At 71.1% G+C, this 16476-nt stretch carries 20 protein-coding genes; 13 read left to right on the top strand and 7 right to left on the bottom strand.

From position 1 onward, the window contains the following. Positions 1–436 precede the first annotated feature (436 nt). The 4 genes from ABZU91_RS01090 to ABZU91_RS01075 all read left to right on the top strand — a co-directional run bounded on the left by ABZU91_RS01090 (position 437) and on the right by ABZU91_RS01075 (position 2581). Positions 437–772: a hypothetical protein gene (locus ABZU91_RS01090; protein ID WP_355233087.1), complete on the top strand. Its 336-nt coding sequence runs from the start codon at positions 437–439 to the stop codon at positions 770–772. A gap of 131 nt (positions 773–903) precedes the next feature. Next, positions 904–1149 carry a DUF397 domain-containing protein gene (locus tag ABZU91_RS01085; RefSeq protein WP_355232907.1) on the top strand — a complete coding sequence of 82 codons (246 nt, stop codon included), beginning with the start codon at positions 904–906 and terminating at the stop codon, positions 1147–1149. Between the two features lie 54 nt (positions 1150–1203). Further along, a complete protein-coding gene (locus ABZU91_RS01080) occupies positions 1204–1653 on the top strand; it encodes a hypothetical protein (protein WP_355232906.1) in 450 nt (149 codons plus the stop codon). A gap of 22 nt (positions 1654–1675) precedes the next feature. After that, complete coding sequence (locus tag ABZU91_RS01075) at positions 1676–2581, top strand: cupin domain-containing protein (protein ID WP_355232905.1); 906 nt, start codon at positions 1676–1678, stop codon at positions 2579–2581. Positions 2582–2673: 92 nt separating this feature from the next. Here the strand turns inward: ABZU91_RS01075 and ABZU91_RS01070 are convergent, their stop codons facing one another. After that, a complete protein-coding gene (locus ABZU91_RS01070; protein ID WP_355233086.1) occupies positions 2674–3570 on the bottom strand; it encodes a ribokinase in 897 nt (298 codons plus the stop codon). A gap of 10 nt (positions 3571–3580) precedes the next feature. Then, positions 3581–4423, bottom strand: a complete 843-nt coding sequence (locus ABZU91_RS01065; protein WP_355232904.1) for an ABC transporter ATP-binding protein — start codon at positions 4421–4423, stop codon at positions 3581–3583. 131 nt (positions 4424–4554) lie between these two features. Between ABZU91_RS01065 and ABZU91_RS01060 the strand changes: the two genes are divergently transcribed. Both ABZU91_RS01060 and ABZU91_RS01055 read left to right on the top strand, forming a co-directional pair. Further along, positions 4555–5565 carry an ABC transporter ATP-binding protein gene (locus ABZU91_RS01060; RefSeq protein ID WP_355232903.1) on the top strand — a complete coding sequence of 337 codons (1011 nt, stop codon included), beginning with the start codon at positions 4555–4557 and terminating at the stop codon, positions 5563–5565. Next, the gene (locus ABZU91_RS01055) at positions 5562–6575 is read left to right on the top strand and encodes an ABC transporter permease subunit (RefSeq protein WP_355232902.1); all 1014 of its coding nucleotides are present in this window, start codon (positions 5562–5564) and stop codon (positions 6573–6575) included. The genes ABZU91_RS01060 and ABZU91_RS01055 overlap by 4 nt, the downstream gene beginning before the upstream one ends. Before the next feature lie 114 nt (positions 6576–6689). On the opposite strand, the gene ABZU91_RS01050 is transcribed toward ABZU91_RS01055, so the two are convergent. Further along, positions 6690–7865: an ROK family transcriptional regulator gene (locus ABZU91_RS01050; protein ID WP_355232901.1), complete on the bottom strand. Its 1176-nt coding sequence runs from the start codon at positions 7863–7865 to the stop codon at positions 6690–6692. Between the two features lie 165 nt (positions 7866–8030). On the opposite strand from ABZU91_RS01050, the gene ABZU91_RS01045 reads away from it, so the two are divergent. The 4 genes from ABZU91_RS01045 (at position 8031) to ABZU91_RS01030 (ending at position 11364) form a co-directional block, all read left to right on the top strand. Next, complete coding sequence (locus ABZU91_RS01045) at positions 8031–9485, top strand: glycoside hydrolase family 3 N-terminal domain-containing protein (protein ID WP_355232900.1); 1455 nt, start codon at positions 8031–8033, stop codon at positions 9483–9485. A gap of 109 nt (positions 9486–9594) precedes the next feature. Beyond that, positions 9595–10212 (top strand): hypothetical protein, encoded by a 618-nt coding sequence (locus ABZU91_RS01040; RefSeq protein WP_355233085.1) that lies wholly within the window; start codon positions 9595–9597, stop codon positions 10210–10212. Further along, positions 10209–10703, top strand: a complete 495-nt coding sequence (locus ABZU91_RS01035) for a DCC1-like thiol-disulfide oxidoreductase family protein (protein WP_355232899.1) — start codon at positions 10209–10211, stop codon at positions 10701–10703. Before ABZU91_RS01040 ends, ABZU91_RS01035 begins: the two co-directional genes overlap by 4 nt. Beyond that, positions 10666–11364: a TetR family transcriptional regulator gene (locus ABZU91_RS01030; protein WP_355232898.1), complete on the top strand. Its 699-nt coding sequence runs from the start codon at positions 10666–10668 to the stop codon at positions 11362–11364. The genes ABZU91_RS01035 and ABZU91_RS01030 overlap by 38 nt, the downstream gene beginning before the upstream one ends. 234 nt (positions 11365–11598) lie before the next feature. Here the strand turns inward: ABZU91_RS01030 and ABZU91_RS01025 are convergent, their stop codons facing one another. Next, positions 11599–12261, bottom strand: coding sequence for a GNAT family N-acetyltransferase (locus ABZU91_RS01025; RefSeq protein WP_355233084.1), 663 nt, complete (start codon positions 12259–12261; stop codon positions 11599–11601). Between the two features lie 173 nt (positions 12262–12434). Between ABZU91_RS01025 and ABZU91_RS01020 the strand changes: the two genes are divergently transcribed. Together ABZU91_RS01020 and ABZU91_RS01015 are read left to right on the top strand one after the other, a co-directional pair. Continuing rightward, complete coding sequence (locus ABZU91_RS01020) at positions 12435–12623, top strand: DNA repair protein (protein WP_355232897.1); 189 nt, start codon at positions 12435–12437, stop codon at positions 12621–12623. Positions 12624–12744: 121 nt separating this feature from the next. After that, positions 12745–13263, top strand: a complete 519-nt coding sequence (locus ABZU91_RS01015; protein ID WP_355232896.1) for a hypothetical protein — start codon at positions 12745–12747, stop codon at positions 13261–13263. A gap of 9 nt (positions 13264–13272) precedes the next feature. Here the strand turns inward: ABZU91_RS01015 and ABZU91_RS01010 are convergent, their stop codons facing one another. After that, positions 13273–13788 (bottom strand): hypothetical protein, encoded by a 516-nt coding sequence (locus tag ABZU91_RS01010; protein ID WP_355232895.1) that lies wholly within the window; start codon positions 13786–13788, stop codon positions 13273–13275. Between the two features lie 90 nt (positions 13789–13878). Continuing rightward, positions 13879–14631, bottom strand: coding sequence for a Clp protease N-terminal domain-containing protein (locus tag ABZU91_RS01005; RefSeq protein ID WP_355232894.1), 753 nt, complete (start codon positions 14629–14631; stop codon positions 13879–13881). A gap of 134 nt (positions 14632–14765) precedes the next feature. Between ABZU91_RS01005 and ABZU91_RS01000 the strand changes: the two genes are divergently transcribed. After that, positions 14766–15581 carry a DUF72 domain-containing protein gene (locus tag ABZU91_RS01000; protein ID WP_355233083.1) on the top strand — a complete coding sequence of 272 codons (816 nt, stop codon included), beginning with the start codon at positions 14766–14768 and terminating at the stop codon, positions 15579–15581. Between the two features lie 57 nt (positions 15582–15638). Here ABZU91_RS01000 and ABZU91_RS00995 read toward each other — a convergent pair whose 3' ends face one another. After that, positions 15639–16289: a glycoside hydrolase family 15 protein gene (locus tag ABZU91_RS00995; RefSeq protein ID WP_355233082.1), complete on the bottom strand. Its 651-nt coding sequence runs from the start codon at positions 16287–16289 to the stop codon at positions 15639–15641. Positions 16290–16476: the final 187 nt, after the last annotated feature.

Here is a 16476-nt window from a genome sequence, read left to right as displayed (position 1 = left end):
TCCACAGTGAATGGGCTACTGCGGGTTCGCCGGGGCCGCCCCACCTCCCCCGTGGTGGAGCGGCCCGCACACAGGATTCGGGGTTCAGGTCGTGGAGGGGATGAGTAGGTCGCGGCCTGGGCTCCCTCAGCAGGCAGGAGGGGCGCGATGCTCAGCGATGACGACGCCGACCTGGTCCTTCCACGGCACAGACCGCATCGATCGAGACGCTTCCCCGGTGGTCGGAAGTGTGCGTGCCCCTCCTGCCGCACCGGCCGCAAGCAGGCAGCGAGCGCACCTGAGCAGCCAGTAGGTGGCCAGGGCACGCCACCTACTGCCGGTCCCATACCGCCCTTCAACCCCTTATGGAACGAGCCGACGCAGATCAATTGGACGCTGGCCGCCGAACTGGTGACCCGCAGGCAGGAGATGACGCATGAGCACCCTCACCACGCAGATGCATCCGCCGCTCGCTGGCCCGAAGGCAGACCGCCCCCGGGCGCATGGCGAGGAGAAGCCGCACACCCCACTGCGCCCGATGTGGTTCTGCCGGGCTGATGGCCAGCAGTGGCCCTGCCCGGAGGCCAGGCTCAGGCTGAGGCGTGAATTCGAGTACAACGTCCCCGGCCTCACGATCTACCTGGCCGGCTTGTACTACGAGGCCACGAGAGATCTCTACCGCCTGAATCCACACGACGGCCCTAGCCCGAGCGAGCTGTTCGCGCGCTTCGTGTCCTGGAGACCGTTCCGCGAGGACGCCGCCGAGCACCCCAACCTGGCCAGCGGCGCATAGGTTCCCACCACCCCGAGACGCCCGGCCTGGCCGCCTCCCGTGGAAAGCAGACGACCAGACCGGGGTGAAGGTGCGCCACCGGCGCGGGGACCGAATCCCCGCATGGCAGTACACCGAAAGGAGATCGTCTCATGGCGATCGAACAGCCGCTCGACCTGTACGAGGTCGACGCCTCCGGCGTGAACCTGCGCAAGCTCTGCGGAGGCGGCATCACGAACACGATGGAGAGCTGCGTCGCAGCCGCCATCCTGCCGGGCAGCGAGGACGCCATCATCCTGGGTGACTCGAAGCTCGGTGCCGACACGCCGACCCTGCGGTTCACCCACGACGAGCTGGACAGCTTCTTCGCCGCGTACCAGGCCGGCGAGATCGTCTGATCGACCAGGGCTGGCCGCGTGCGCTACGCGGCCAGCCCGTACTCAGGGGGAACAATGACGCTGGTGACGCACCATTGGCACGGTTACGGGCCGTGGACCGGTCCAAACCAGTTCTTCAGCCGGGAGCACGATCATGAACGACGACCCGGCATCGCCGGCACCACGGCGGGCGACACGTTCCTCCGGGCCACGGTGCCACCGCTGGAGACCGGCTATTACCTTCTGCGCCGCCTTCAGACGGCGCAGGAGCGGACCTGGACCGACGTGCAGGGAGCGCTGGGCTGGCTGACGAGACTTTATGCCCAGCAGCCACCCGACTCGGCGCTCAGCTATCTGGACGAGGCCGCCCGCATCGAGCACACCCATTCAGGTCTGGCGGGTGGAGCCGATGCCATCTGGCAGTACACGCTCAGCTTGAGCGGCAACAGGACCATCGAGTACGCGGTCATCTGCTGCCCGCACCGCCACCACACCAGGACGCCTTGCCCCCTCCCACCGAACTGACTTTCGCTCATGGGAGAAGCACATGTCCCTCGAAATGATCCTCGGCCACGAGGCCGCCAATATCGTTCTCAGCGAGTGGCCCGAGCACCCGTACACGCTGAAGCTGCCGAGCGGCAGCCCGATCCGACCGGAAGTCAACGCGCAGACGATCCGAGGCTTCCTCGACGCCGGCTGCGCGCCGAGCAGCTACGTGAACGTGTTCCATCGGGGCGAAGGGCTGCACCCGGCCCGCTTTACCGCCGATGACCGGGTTGCCCCAGCCTCCGTCCAACTCCTGCTCGACCAGGGTTGCACCATCCAGCTCCGCGAGTTGAATCGGTGGTTCCCGCCCCTGAGCGCAGTCTGTACGGGCATCCAGGCAGAGACCGGCTGCCCGGGATACGTCACGGCCTTCATCACACCGCCGAGCAAGCAGGGCCTCGACTACCACTGGGACCAGTACCTCGGGATCGTGGTGCAACTCCAGGGGACGAAGACCTGGGAGCTGTTCAAGCCCAAGGTCGACGCGCCCTACCGCGACCACTTGATGTCGACGAACCTGTGGCAGGACGGCTGGGTCAAGCAGTGGCAGAAGGATGGCCCGTACCAAACGGTCGAGTTGATCCCCGGTGACATCCTCGTGCTGCCGCGAGGCTGGGTGCACAACCCGCACTCGCGGAATGCCGTCGAGACCAGCGTGCACCTGACCTTCGTGCTGAAGGAGCGCGTGCCGCTGTGGGTCGCCGAACGGTTGGTTGGCAGTGCGATCAACGACCCCCGCTTCCGCGCCGTCATCCCGCCTTCAGGGCTCGGCCCTGCGACCATGCCCACGACAGTCGAGCAGACGCGGTCACTTCTAATCGACTACCTCTCTGGGCTGAACGTTGAGGAGATGTCGAGGGCGCTGCGGCGCGCTGCTCAGCAGGAAACCAGCCACGCCATGCTGTGAGCCGAAGTGAAGCGGGCCAGCCTCATCGAGGCTGGCCCGCTTGCCTGCACACCCCGTACGGCCTGGCGGAGCTCGCGGCGCTCGACGACGGCTCAGCCCGGCGCGTACAACGCGTCGATCTCGCTCCGCTGCGGCAGCGCCACCGAGGCGCCGAGCTTGCGTACGCAGGCCGCGCCGGCCGCCGCCGCCCAGCGTACGGCGTCGACGACGTCCCGCCCCTCGCCCCAGCCGACCGCCAACGCGGCCGTGAACGCGTCGCCGGCCGCCGTGGAGTCGACGACGTCGACCTGGACGGCGGGTACGTGCACCTCGACGCCCTCCCGGTCCACGTACCAGGCGCCCGCGTCACCGAGGGTGAGCACCGCGCGGGGCACCAGGTCGAGCAGGGCCCTCGGCTCCTCGCGGCCGCGACCGGTGAACGCGTGCGCCTCGCCCTCGTTGACGATCAGCAGGTCAACCGCATCGAGCAGTTCCGGCGGGAGATCCCGGGCGGGTGCGGCGTTGAGGACCACCCGGGTGCCGGCGGCGCGGGCGGCCAACGCGGCGGCGGTCACCGTCTGCACGGGGATCTCCAGCTGGGCGACCAGGACGTCGGCACCGCGTACCGTGGCCAGCTCCTCGTCGGTGAGGCCGACCAGCGTGTCGTTCGCCCCCGGGGTGACCACGATGGCGTTCTCCCCTTGGGCGTTGACCAGCACGAGCGCCACGCCGGACGTGCCGTACACCACCCGCAGGTGACCGGTGTCCACGCCGGCCGCCGTGATGCGGGCGCGGAGCGTCACGCCGAACGCGTCGGAGCCGATCGCGCCGAGGAACGCGCACGAGGCCCCGGCCCGGACGGCGGCGATGGCCTGGTTGGCGCCCTTGCCGCCGGGCACCATCACGAAGTCGGTGCCGAGCATGGTCTCGCCCGGCCGGGGCAGCGACGGGGCCATCGCGACCAGGTCCATGTTGGCGCTGCCCACCACCGCCACCCGGGTCTGCGACACGGTCACCCGCTCAGGCGGCGCGCGCGGTGTAGCGGTCGCCGGAGCGCTCGACCACCAGCGGCAGACCGAAGGTCTTGGAGAGGTTGTCGCCGGTCAACGTGTCGGCGAGCAGGCCCTGGGCGACGACCGCGCCCTCGCGCAGCAGCAGCGCGTGGGTGAACCCGGGCGGGATCTCCTCCACGTGGTGGGTGACGAGCACCATGGCGGGGGCGTCCGGGTCGTACGCCAGCTCGGCCAACCGGGAGACCAGGTCCTCGCGGCCACCGAGGTCGAGCCCGGCGGTGGGCTCGTCGAGCAGCAGCAGCTCCGGGTCGGTCATCAGTGCCCGCGCGATCTGGACGCGCTTACGTTCGCCGTCGGAGAGGGTGCCGTAGCGACGCTCGGCGAGATTGCCGACACCGAGCTGGCTGAGCAGTGCCCGCGCCCGGGCCACGTCGCCGTGCTCGTAACTCTCCCGCCAGCGCCCGACCACCGACCAGGCGGCGGTGACGACCACGTCACTGACCTGCTCGTCGGCCGGCACGGACGCGGCGAGCGCGGCGGTGGCGAGGCCGATGCGGGTGCGCAGCTCGTTGACGTCGGTGCGGCCGATGCGCTCACCGAGGACGTACGCGACGCCGGTGGTGGGGTGCAGCCGGCCGGCCGCCAGGTTGAGCAGGGTGGTCTTGCCCGCGCCGTTGGGGCCGAGCACCACCCAGCGCTCGTCCAGCTCGACGCGCCAGGTCAGGTCCTGCAAGAGGGGGTTGTCGGAGCGGCGTACGCCCACGCTGTCGAGGCTGACCACCAGATCCGGGTCCACGGGTGCGGCGGCAGGCGCGGCGCCGGCAGCGCCGGGGATCAGGTCACCAGTCACCGGACCATCCAACCACGCAGCGCCCGCGCGCCCCCCATGGGCGGGGCTCTGGCCATAGGGTGAGGCACCGTGTCGTTGATCACCACACCCGAGGGACGGCCCATGCCCGGTCGAGGTTGGGAGCCGCGCGGATGAGCGCGGTCATCGAGATCGAGGGTCTGCGCAAGACCTTCCGCAGCGTGCGCAATGGCAACAGGGTGGCGGTCGACGGCTTCGACCTGCTGGTCGAGGCCGGACAGATCCACGGGTTCCTGGGGCCCAACGGCTCCGGTAAGACCACCACGCTGCGCGCCCTACTCGGGCTGGTCCGTGCCGACGGCGGGCGGATGAGCGTGCTCGGCGAGCCGTCGCCGGAGCTGCTGCCCCGGGTGGCGGGTCAGGTCGGCGCCATCGTGGAGAGCCCGCAGTTCTTCGGCAACTTCACCGGCCGTCGTACGCTCCGGCTGCTGGCCCGCGCCGGTGGGGTGTCGATCTCCCGCGTGGACGAGGCGTTGGACCTGGTGGGTCTGCGCGACCGGGGCGACGACCGGGTGAAGAGCTACTCGCTGGGCATGAAGCAGCGCCTCGCGGTGGCGTCCGCGCTGCTGAAGGACCCGCGGCTGCTCATCCTCGACGAGCCGGCCAACGGCCTCGATCCGGCGGGCATCCGCGAGATGCGCGACCTGATGCGGTCGCTCTCGGCGGCCGGGGTGACCGTGCTGGTGTCCAGCCACATCCTGGGCGAGATCCAACTGATCTGCGACCACGTCACGATCATCTCGCGGGGGCGGCGGGTGGCGGCCGGCCGGGTGGACGAGGTGCTGGCGGGTCATGACCGGCACGAGTTCCTGGTCCGGGTGGACGAGCCGGAGCGGGCGGCCGACCTGCTGCGCACGGCGGACCTGACGGCTGTCGCCGACGGTACGGCGCTGGTGGTGAGCGGGACGACCGACCCGACGGCCATCAGCCGCGTCCTCGGTGAGCAGGGCCTGTGGGTGGCCGAGCTGACGCCGCTTCGGCCCGACCTGGAGAGTGTCTTCCTGGAGCTGACCGGGGCCGGCGAACACCCCTCGGTGCCCCGCCAGGTCGACGAGGCGGCGGGGCCCAGGGGTGCCGACGGCACCCCGGTGATCGATCTCGACGTACGGGGAGTGGACGCGTGAACCTGGTCCGGGCCGAGTTGGAGCGGCTCTCCGCACGCCGCTTCGTGCAGCTCATGATCGTCCTGTTGGTGCTGGCGTTCGGCATCACGGCCGCGACCACGCTGGCCGGGTCGCATCGGCCGAGCGCCGACGAAGTCTCCTCGGCGCGGCAGCAGGCCATCGAGGCGCGGCAGAACATGGAGGTCAGCTACCAGCAGTGCCTGGCCCAGCGGGACGGGATCTCGACCCCCGACACTCAGGAATACCTGCCCGCCGACTGTTCGGACATGGACCCGGCCCTGCAGGACCGGTTGCCGATCGCGTCCGACTACCTGTCGGGGGTGTTCAACTTCGCCGAGCAGGCCAAGCCGCTGCTGTTCTTCCTCATCGCGTTCCTGGTGCTGTTCGGTTTCCTGGTCGGCGCCTCGTACATCGGGGCAGACCTGAACTCCGGTGGGGTGGTGAACCTGCTGCTGTGGCGGCCACGCCGGTTGACGGTGCTGGGCACGAAGCTGGGCACCCTGCTGGCTGCCATGTTGGCGCTGGCGGTGGTGGCCTCGGTGGCCTACCTGGCCACCTTCTGGGTGATCGGGCAGACCGCCGGGCTTGCCGGGCAGCTCGGCGGTGACTTCTGGAGTTCGCTGGGCGCCATCCACGGCCGTGGTCTGGTGCTGGTGCTGCTGGCCACCGCGTCGGGTTTCGCCATCGCGACGCTGGGCCGGCACACGTCGGCGGCGCTCGGAGTGGTCGCCGCGTACGCGGTGGTGTGGGAGCTCGGCGCGCGGCTGGTGCTGGCGATCGTCGACGCCCGGCGGCCGGAACAGCTGATGCTCTCGACGTACATCGGGGCGTGGCTCGACGGCGAGGTGCGGATCTGGGATGCCCAACTCTGCCGGCGCAACGTCAGTGGGGTGTCCTGCGACGGCTTCTACACCCTGACCTGGAGACCGTCGCTGGCGGTGCTGCTCGTGATCGCCGGTGGGTTGACCGTGCTGGCCTTCGCCGCCTTCCGCCGTCGCGACCTGAACTGAGGGGGCGGGCAGCCCGCCTCGCGTCGCCCACATCGACCCGACCGCCCGGCGGCAAGAGCTTGCAGCCGGGCGGTTAGCGGTGAAATATTCCTTCACATGATCGCCCCAGCGGGCTCAGCCGACGGTGGAGCCGAACACCTCGTCGCGGACGGCGTTCAGCGCCGTCCGCAGCGCGCCGCGCAGGATCGGCTCCTCGGTGAGGCCGGTGGGCAACACCCGGGGCCGGACCAGGGTGATCGCCGCGACCTCCCGCTGCACCCGGTCGGCGAGCGCCGCGCCGCCGGCCTGGCCGACCTCGCCGGCCAGCACGACCAGCGGTGGGTCGAGCACCACGCAGGTGCTGGCCACACCGAGCGCGAGCCGGCGGGCCAACTCGTCGAGCATCGGGCCACCGTCCGCGCCGGCCGCGACCGCCGCACGCACCGCTCCGGCGGCGTCCGGTGCGGAGAAGCCGTGTTCGCGGGCGACCGCGCGTACCGAGTCGCCGCCGATGACCTGCTGGAAGGCGGGCTTGGCGCGCCGCGAGACGTCGCGCGGGATGGGCGCGCCGGGCACCGGCAGGTAGCCGATCTCTCCGGCCGCGCCACTACTGCCGTGGTGCAGTCGTCCACCCAGCATGATCGCCAGGCCGACGCCGGCGCCCACCCAGACCAGGACGAAGTCGGCCACGCCCTGTGCGGCGCCGGACTGCGCCTCGGCCACCGCCGCCAGGTTGACGTCGTTCTCGAAGACCACCGGCGTGTGCAGGTCGTCCCGCAGCGCGGCGAGCAGACCGCTGTGCCAGCGCGGCAGGTTGAAGGCGAAGGTGATGTCGCCGGTCTGCGGGTCGACCAGGCCCGGCGTGCCGAGCACGATTCGTCGGACGCTGCTGAGCTGCGCCTGCGCGCTGCTGGCGGCCTGCACCACCGCGTTGTGCACCACGCCCACGGGATCGTCGGTGTCGCGCGTCGACTGCTCCACCCGGCCGATGACGGCGCCGGTGATGTCGGCGCAGGCGGCCACCACCCGGTCCGGCCCGACGTCCACCCCGACGACGTGGGCGCTGCTCGGGCGCACGGCATAGAGCTGGGCGTTCGGCCCCCGACCGCCGGCCTGCTCGCCGACCCGACTGACCAGGCCGCGCTCCTCGAGACGCTCGACGAGTTGCGAAGCGGTGACCTTGGACAGGCCGGTCAGTTCGCCGAGGCGCGCCCGGGTGAGTGGTCCACGCTCGAGGAGCAGTTCCAGCGCCGCACGATCGTTGAGCGCCCGCAACAGGCGGGGTGTGCCGGGCAGCCTGGTCGCACTCATGCCACGTCCTCTAGTTTTAGTAAACTTTGCTAACTGTAAACCGACCTGCGAACGGGTAGCCGTAGCGTAACGGCCGCCCGGAGGCAGAGCGCTCGGCCGACCCGGCAGGGTGCCGACCACCGCGGGTACACGTTCGTATCCACGGGGAGCGAAGGGGGAGATCTCGTGGGGCTCGATCCAGGACTGCGCCGGCTCGCGCTGGGCACGTTGCTCGCCGCGTACCCGGGAGCGGTCCCGCCGGAGTGGGCGGTCGACCTGGTGGCCGACGGGCTTGCCGGGCACACCCTGTTCGGCACGAACGTGCACGACCCCGCACAGGTGGCGGCGAGCACCGCGGCACTGCGCGCCGGCCGGTCGGACGTGCTGCTCGCCATCGACGAGGAGGGTGGCGACGTGACCCGGCTGGCCCACGCCACCGGCAGCCCGTACCCCGGCAACGCCGCCCTCGGCGCGGTCGGCGACGTGGCGCTCACCCGCCGGGTCTACCGGTCGATCGGGGCGGAACTGGCCGCGCTCGGCATCACCGTCAACCTGGCCCCCACCGTCGACGTGAACACCGCCGACGACAACCCGGTGATCGGCACCCGCTCGTTCGGCGCCGATCCGCTCCTGGTGGCCGCGCACTCGGCCGCCGCCGTCAGCGGCCTCCAGGCCGCCGGTGTCGCCGCCTGCGCCAAGCATTTCCCCGGCCACGGCGCGACAGTCACCGACTCCCACCACGAGCTGCCCACGGTGGACGTTCCGCTGGAGCTGCTCCGCCAACGCGACCTGCCGCCGTTCGCCGCGGTCGTCGCCGCCGGCGCCCAGGCCGTGATGACCGCGCACATCCGGGTGCCGGCGCTGACCGGCGACGGTCCGGCCACCTTCAGCCGGGCCGTCCTGGTCGACCTGCTGCGCGACGAGTACGGCTTCACCGGCACGGTGATCACCGACGCCCTGGAGATGAAGGGCGCGGCGGTGGCCGCCGGAGGCGTCGGGCCGGCTGCCGTGCGGGCGCTGTCGGCCGGCGCCGACCTGCTCTGCATCGGCGCGCAGGTGGACGCCGCGCTGGTCGAGCGCGTGGCCGCCGAGATCGCCGAGGCGACCAGCGACGGCCGGCTGCCGATCGCCAGGGTCGAGGAGGCGGCCGGCCGCGCCGCCGCGCTCGCCGCCTGGACCCGGGCCGCGGGCGGGTCGCCGGCAGACCCCGAGCCCGATCTGGGGTACGCGGTGGCACGCCGGGCGGTACGCGTAGAGGGGCTGCTCACCGGCCTGGAACAGCCGCTGGTGGTGCAGGTGCACACCGAGTCCACGATGGCCGAGGGGCGGGTGCCGTGGGGACTCGGCCCACACCTCGACGGCGCACGCGAGATCCGCGTGGTCGCCAGCGAGACCGATCAGGCGGCCGTACGCGAACTGGCCGGGGATCGGCCGATCGTGCTGGTCGGTCGCCATCTGCACCGGCTGCCCGGCGGTCCGGAGCTGATCGACGCCCTGGCCGCCGTGCACCCGGTGACCGTCGTGGAGATGGGCTGGCCGGCGGCGTGGCGACCCACCGGCGTACGCGCGTTCGTCACCACGTACGGCGCGAGCCACGCCAACGGTCGGGCGGCTGCGGAGGCGCTCGGCCTGGCGGGCTGAGTCGGAGCGACCACAATCGTGGGTGCCCCTCTCTTGAACGCGTTCAATTACTCATCTACGCTGATGCCGTCAGCGGTTGAACATGTTCAAAGGAGGCTTCCACGTGGACATGAAGGTCTGGATGTACCTGGTCTACCTCGCGGTCAGCATCGGCCTGACGATCTGGGTGGCGCGGGCGCTGTCCCGCAACGGGCTGGTCTTCCTCGAAGAGGTCTTCGCCGACGAACGGCTGGCCGCAGCGGTCAACAGCCTGCTCGTGGTCGGTTTCTACCTGCTCAACCTCGGCTACGTGACGGTCGCCATGAAGCACCGCGACTCGGTCTCGTCGACGAGCCAGGCGATGGAGGAGCTGTCGCTCAAGATCGGCCTGGTGCTGCTGGTCCTCGGCGCGCTGCACTTCTTCAACGTCTTCGCGCTGGGCCGCTACCGCCGCAACCGGCTCCGTCAGCTCGCCACGCACCCGCCCATCGCGCCGATCGGTCGACTCCCCGTGCCACCCGCGCCGTACGGCGCCCACCCGGCCGGCCCCTACCCGACCGGCCCCTACCCGGCCGGCCCCTACCCGGCCGGCCCCTACCCGGTCGGACCGCAGCCCGGCACCCCAGCACCACACGGCACCGCACAGGCCAGCACCGCACCACACGGCACCGCACAGCCCGGCACCGCACAGCCCGGCACCGCACCGCCCGGTGCCGACGGGCCGGGCACCGGGTCTCCGGCCCGATGACCGCCTCGCCTGTCAGCGGGTCCTCCCAGACTCCGGATCCCACCGCGTTCGGGGGTGGTGGGATCCGGGCCTTCACCGTCCTCTTCGACGCGAACTGCCCGCTCTGCCGCGCCGCGCGCCGGTGGCTCGCGTCCCGCGCCCAACTCGTACCCCTGGAGTTCGTGCCGGCCGGCTCGACCGAGGCCCGGCGGCGCTTCCCCGGCCTGGACCACGACGCGACGCTGCGTGACCTGACCGTCGTGGCCGACACCGGCGAGGTGTATGCGGGCGACGGCGCGTGGTTCGCCTGCCTCTGGGCGCTGGCCGACCACCGGTCGGCGGCCGAGCGGCTGTCCCAGCCACACCTGTTGCCGCTGGCCCGGCAGGTGGTGGCGGCCGCCTCGGCGATCCGGGAGCGGGTTCGCGATCCGTGGGCCGAGCCGATCGACGAGCCGGCGGGATACCGTGACCTCGATGACCGAGCAACCTGCGCCGACGACCACTGCGGGTGAGCCTGCGACCGCCCGGGGCGAGCAGACCCGGCAGCTCATCCGGGACACCGCGATGCGGTTGTTCCGCGAGCGTGGCTACGCCCAGACCACGATGCGGGCGATCGCGCAGGAAGCCGGCGTGGCGGTGGGCAACGCGTACTACTACTTCGGTTCGAAGGACCACCTGATCCAGGAGTTCTACGCACAGTCCCAGGCCGAGCTCCGGGCCAGAGCCCAACCGGTGCTCGACCGGGAGGAGGCGTTCGCCGCCCGGCTGGCGGGGGTGCTGCACGCCGCCGTCGACGTGCTCACCCCGTCGCACGAGTTCGCGGCGACCTTCTTCAAGACGGCGGCGGAACCGACCTCACCGCTCAGTCCGTTCTCCGCGGAGTCGTCCGGTCCACGGCTGGCGGCGATCGACCTGTTCGCCGAGGTGCTGACCGGCTCGACCGCCAAGGTCGACGCGGAGTTGCGTACTCAACTCCCCGAACTGCTCTGGCTGGGGTACATGGGGGTCATCCTCTACTGGGTGCACGACCGCTCGCCCGGTCAGGTGAAGACCCGGCAGCTGATCGACGGCGTGGTGCCGTTGATCGACCGGCTTGTGGCGCTGTCGCGACTGCGGGTGCTCCGCCCGGTGACGCGACAGGTCGTCGACCTCATCCACACGCTGCGTCACTGACCGGATCATCCGCGTCGCCCGGCGTCGTAGCAGGTCAAGTCCACTATTCGACACTCCGACTCGACAGCTCGCATCTTGCAGCTTGCAGTTTCGATACGTAGCGTGATCGATATCGGATCGGCGCGTCGGTGGCGCGGCCGATCTCGGAGAGAGCCGGGGCCTGGGGGCAGGTTGCGGACCGTGGATCCGGCCCGGGATCCACGGTCCGCGCACTGAACCCAGCCGTGGGGCCGTTCAGCGCGGATACACCCCGTACGCCCGCCAACCCCGGTCCGGGAAGCCCGCCGCATCCGCGACCCGGGCCGAGGCGTGGTTGTCCCTCTCGTGCAGGTACGTCGGCACCGCGCCCTCGTCCAGGACCCGCCGTGCCGCCTGCGCCACCAGCCGACGCGCGAGGCCCCGACCCCGGGCCGCCGGCACGGTACCCACTGCCAGCTCGTGTCCGTACGCGTCGTGACGTTTGATCGCGGCGCCGGCCAGGTAGGCGCCGTCGGCGTCGCGGACCACGAGCACCGGCCTGTCGAACAGCCGCAGCCAGGGCGGTAGACCGGGTGCGGTCGAGAGGGTCCACTCCCCCACGTCGGGCAGCGCAGCGGGGGAGAGAGTCCAGCGGAACGGGCCGTCGTGCAGGCAGAAGGCGGGGTGTCCGACGGTCTCCGGCAGTGCCGCGAGCATCCGCTGCGGCGCGCGCTCGATCAACGCCCGGATCGCGGCGACGCGGTCCGGCGCGACGGAGAGCACCGCGCTCTGACCGGTGTCCACGGCGAGGGCCGGACGCAGTCGGCCGTCCCATGCCGGCACGGCCCGCCGGTGCGAGGCGACCACGTGCAGCCCCGGCCCGGCCGGCCACTGGCCGAGCCAGGAGGCGAGGTGCAGCTGCAACCGCCGGTCGAGCATGCCCACCTCCCCGTCACCACCCCCGATGTCGTGATCACCGTACGCCTGGACGCCCGACCGGGCGGGCCATCGCGTCAGGGCGAAGTGCCGCCCGAGATCTGGGAATCGGCTCGTCATATCGACCGTCATAGGTATTTCCATACCTGGACACCTTTGTCTGCCACGGTATGGGCATGCCGATTCAGCCGAACGACCGCCTCCACCAGCACCCGACGCGCCTCTGGCGGGCGGCGGAGGCCGCCGCGGACGTCCCGGCCCAGGCGCGGTATCGGATGATCCGCACGGCGGGTGGATTGTCCTGGGCGGCATTGAACGAGCTGCCGGTCGGCAGCTTCAGCCGGCACGGTCTCAACACGCGCTGAGCCCTTCGTCCGGTGGTCGGGGACGACACACCGCAGGAGGACCAGCGACGGTATTCGCACACCTGTCGGGTAATTTCTTCCAGGTCCGGCACCCCGGCCTACGACAGGAGAAGCTCCGCGCATGGGCAAGAAGACGATCCACGTCTCCGACTTCACCGGAACCGTTCTGCAGCAGGACGGCGAGGTGGTTCGTGTCGTCGTCCTGGAGCACCCGGACCTGGTCGCCGGGCCCGTGCAGCTCGACGCCACCCCGGGCGAGGTGGAGAACATCGACGACGCCGCGCTCGACGTGGCGGTGGTCGAGATCCACGACCGGCACGGTGGTGGCGAACCACGACGGGTGGTCCTCACCGCAAGCGAGTTCGATGCGATGGCCACCGACGTCCCGATGGCCCAGTTGCTGAAGACGGCCGAGCGGGTCCGCCCGCCCAAGGCCCGCAAGAGCGTCGAAAAGATCGACTACGGCACGCTGGAACACGCCGGCAAGCCGCACCGGGGCAGGGTCACCGAGGAGGAGGCCCGACTGGTCCGCGAGCAGCTCGACGAGGTCAACAAGCGGCTCGCCGACGCGGGCGTACGCCAGATCGACCCGGCCGATCCGGAGCACGCCCTGCGCTACGGCTTCCCCGACGTCTCCTGAACGGGCACGTCAACAGGTCTTCTTCGCCCGCTTGCGGAAGGCGGTCTCGGTGACCGCCTTCCGCTTGCCGGCCGATTCTGGGACCAGGACGTCTCCGGGCCCGAGCGCGGTCAGCTCGTCCAGCGTGAAGTGGACGGGGATGGCGTCGCGCTGCGTGCCGTAGGCAGCGGCCGAGTATTCGACGGCGGGATCGAAGGCGACAAGCGTCTGTTCGTCGACCGTCCAACCCGGCGGCAGTTCGAAGACGGTCACACTCGTCACCTCGGCGTCGCCCTCGCGGTCGACGGTCCAGCTCGCGGCCGGCGTGGGCTCGATGGTGAAGACGCTGATCCGCTCCATCTCGAACACGGCGCACTCGGCGAACAGCAGCACCGGCCGACCATCGACGGCCCGGACCGCCAGCACCGGCTTGTCCGCGGGGCTACAGGCCGACATCCCGGCCAGGGCGGCGACCATCACGAGGATGCCCACCACCCCCCGATTTCCAGCGCCCCGGCGGGACATCCGTTCGTCGGCACGTCGCATTCCACTGCCCCCGTCCCGCCGACATCGATACACCGGCATGTCGCCGTTCGGCAACCCGAGGCTAGGCGAGGGGGCGGCGACGTGCGGCCCCTACCGGGCCTCGTCGTCGGTCGCGGACGCCTTGACGACGGCCGCGAGGGCGGCGGACAGGTCGCCTTCGACGGCTTCCTTGGTCAGGCCCAGATCGCTGAGCACGCCGGTCCCGTCCTCCTGCTCCAGCAGGGCGAGCAGGAGGTGCTCGGTGCCGATGTAGTTGTGGCCGAGGCGCAGCGCCTCCCGGAAGGTCAACTCCAACGCCTTCTTGCCGGCGGCGTTGTAGGGGATCAGGTCGGGGACGTCGTCGGACCTCGGCGGGAGGGCGGCACCGACGGCCTCGCGCACGGCCTCGGGGGTGGCGCCCCGACCGGTCAGCACCCTTGCGGCCAGCCCGTCGGGCTCGGCGAGCAGGCCCAGCACCAGGTGCGCGGGTCCGATCTCGGGGTTTCCGGCGGCCCGGGCCTCCTCCTGCGAGGCCATCACCACGTTGCGGGCGCGCGGGGTGAACCTCCCGAAGCCGGCGTTCGGGTCGAGCGCCGCCGCATCGGTGGAGCCCTTCGCCACGAAGCGCTTTTGGGCGGCCTGCTTGCTGACCCCCATGCTGCGGCCGATGTCGGTCCAGGAGGCGCCCGAGCGCCGGGCCTGGTCGACGAAGTGACCGATCAGGTGGTCGGCGACCTCACCGAGGTGGTCGGCGGCGATCACCGCGTCGGTGAGCTGGTCGAGCGCGTCGGTGTGGGCCTTCTTGATGGCCTGGATCAGGTCGTCGAGCTTGACGGAGTTGCTCATCTGGAATGGTTCGGTCATGCCGTCAACCTTAGGTTGACGGCTGCCGTCTCGTCAACCCATGGTTGACGGTTTCGGTCGAACGGGTGCCGGTTATGGTGGGCGCGGCCGCACACCGGAGGAGGGCCGCCATGCGTCTGCACGTGGGGTGCGCGATGTGGAGTCACCGGTCGTGGCCGGGCCACTCGCTGCCCTCCGGAGAGCGCCTACGGCACTACGCCAGTTGGTGCGATGCCGTGGAGGGCAACACCACGTTCTACGCGACCCCGGCCCGGGACACCGTGGCGTCCTGGGCGGCGCAGACGGATGCCGACTTCCGGTTCGTCCTCAAGCTGCCCAAGGTGATCACGCACGAACGCCGGCTCACCGACACCGGCGAGCCGCTGCGCGCCTTCCTGGACGCGATCGAACCCCTCGGCCCGCGCGTGCACGCCCTCTGGGTCCAGCTGCCGGGGTCGTTCGCGCCCGCCGACGTACCCATGCTCGGTCGGTTCCTCGCGCAGCTCCCGGCTTCCCACCGGTATGCCGTGGAGGTCCGCCATCCCGCGTTCTTCACCGAGCCACGCGCGATCCGGCTGCTGGAGGAGACCCTCACCGCAGCGTCGGCCGAGTGGATTCCCTTCGACACCACCGCGTTCTTCAGCCGCCCGCCGACAAGTGACGCCGAGCGCGACGCCTGGACCAAGAAGCCCCGGGTGCCGCTGCGGGCCGCCGCGCTGACCGACCGTCCGATCGTGCGTTACCTGGGTCGCGACGACGACACCCGGACCGTCGAGGGGTGGCAGCGCTGGGTCGAGGTCGCCGCCGGCTGGCTGCGCGAGGGCCGCTCCCCCACCATGTTCGTCCACACGCCGGACAACGCCGACGCCCCGCAGCTCGCCCGCCGCTTCCACGACGAGGTACGCGCCCGAGTGCCAGGCCTCGCCGCGCTGCCCGACCCGACACCTGTCGAACCCCTGACCCTGTTCTGATCGCCGGCCATCACGGCTCGCGGTCGAGGAGCGCGTTGAGGTGGTGGGCCGTGCTGATCAGGGAGAGGTGACTGAACGCCTGCGGGAAGTTGCCGATCTGCTCACGGTGGGCGCGATCTCCTCCGAGTAGAGGCCCAGCGGCGTGCTGTACGTCAGCATCTTCTCGAACGTCAGTTCGGCGTCGTCGATCCGTCCGGCCTGGGCCAGCGCCTGGACGTACCAGAAGGTACACATGCTGAAGGTGCCCTCGGAGCCGGCGAGCCCGTCGGGCGACGCCTTCGGGTCGTATCGGTAGACCAGGCTGTCCGAGACCAGCTCGTTGTCCATCGCCCGCAACGTCGACAGCCACATCGGGTCGTTCGGCGCGATGAAGCCGACGCCGGGCATCGCGAGGAGCGAGGCGTCGGTGATGTCGGTGCGGTAGTGCTGCACGAGGACCTGCCGGCCCGGATGGAACCCACGGGCCATGACCTGCTCGTAGATGGCGCTGCGTTCGGCCGCCCAGCGGGTGGTGTCCGCCGGACGCCCCCGGGCCCGTGCGAGGCGGATGGCCCGGTCGAGCGCCAGCCAGCACATCATCCGCCCGTAGGTGAAATCCGGCCGGCCGGACCGGGTCTCCCAGATGCCGTCCTCGGGCTGGTCCCAGTGGTCGCAGAGCCAGTCCATCAGGCTCGCCGTCTTACGCCACCCGTCGTACGACGCCATCAACCCGCTCCGGTCGGCGAGGTGCAACGAGTTGAGCGCCTCGCCGTAAAGTCGTCCCCACGCTGAACCCCCTCGTCAGGCTGACGGCGACGACTACCCGGGAACCCGCGCGCTACACGAACGCCGTCCCGACGTCCGGGCGAGGTGTCGGTGGCCGCCGATAGCGTGGGCGCCTGACGACATCGACGGA

Origin of the sequence: Micromonospora sp. NPDC005174, assembly GCF_040608495.1 — a bacterium.
Lineage (GTDB): Bacteria > Actinomycetota > Actinomycetes > Mycobacteriales > Micromonosporaceae > Micromonospora.
Note: the sequence above shows the minus strand (reverse complement) of the source record. Positions and strands in the feature narration are given on the sequence as shown.

What these genes read in the sequence shown, in the direction of transcription:
- ABZU91_RS01090 (WP_355233087.1), top strand. Translation starts at nt 437, where the DNA reads ATGCATCCGCCGCTCGCTGGCCCGAAGGCAGACCGCCCCCGGGCGCAT.
- ABZU91_RS01085 (WP_355232907.1), top strand. Translation starts at nt 904, where the DNA reads ATGGCGATCGAACAGCCGCTCGACCTGTACGAGGTCGACGCCTCCGGC.
- ABZU91_RS01080 (WP_355232906.1), top strand. Translation starts at nt 1,204, where the DNA reads ATGACGCTGGTGACGCACCATTGGCACGGTTACGGGCCGTGGACCGGT.
- ABZU91_RS01075 (WP_355232905.1), top strand. Translation starts at nt 1,676, where the DNA reads ATGTCCCTCGAAATGATCCTCGGCCACGAGGCCGCCAATATCGTTCTC.
- ABZU91_RS01060 (WP_355232903.1), top strand. Translation starts at nt 4,555, where the DNA reads ATGAGCGCGGTCATCGAGATCGAGGGTCTGCGCAAGACCTTCCGCAGC.
- ABZU91_RS01050 (WP_355232901.1), bottom strand. Translation starts at nt 7,865, where the DNA reads ATGAGTGCGACCAGGCTGCCCGGCACACCCCGCCTGTTGCGGGCGCTC.
- ABZU91_RS01040 (WP_355233085.1), top strand. Translation starts at nt 9,595, where the DNA reads ATGAAGGTCTGGATGTACCTGGTCTACCTCGCGGTCAGCATCGGCCTG.
- ABZU91_RS01035 (WP_355232899.1), top strand. Translation starts at nt 10,209, where the DNA reads ATGACCGCCTCGCCTGTCAGCGGGTCCTCCCAGACTCCGGATCCCACC.
- ABZU91_RS01030 (WP_355232898.1), top strand. Translation starts at nt 10,666, where the DNA reads ATGACCGAGCAACCTGCGCCGACGACCACTGCGGGTGAGCCTGCGACC.
- ABZU91_RS01025 (WP_355233084.1), bottom strand. Translation starts at nt 12,261, where the DNA reads ATGCTCGACCGGCGGTTGCAGCTGCACCTCGCCTCCTGGCTCGGCCAG.
- ABZU91_RS01020 (WP_355232897.1), top strand. Translation starts at nt 12,435, where the DNA reads ATGCCGATTCAGCCGAACGACCGCCTCCACCAGCACCCGACGCGCCTC.
- ABZU91_RS01015 (WP_355232896.1), top strand. Translation starts at nt 12,745, where the DNA reads ATGGGCAAGAAGACGATCCACGTCTCCGACTTCACCGGAACCGTTCTG.
- ABZU91_RS01010 (WP_355232895.1), bottom strand. Translation starts at nt 13,788, where the DNA reads ATGCGACGTGCCGACGAACGGATGTCCCGCCGGGGCGCTGGAAATCGG.
- ABZU91_RS01005 (WP_355232894.1), bottom strand. Translation starts at nt 14,631, where the DNA reads ATGACCGAACCATTCCAGATGAGCAACTCCGTCAAGCTCGACGACCTG.
- ABZU91_RS01000 (WP_355233083.1), top strand. Translation starts at nt 14,766, where the DNA reads ATGTGGAGTCACCGGTCGTGGCCGGGCCACTCGCTGCCCTCCGGAGAG.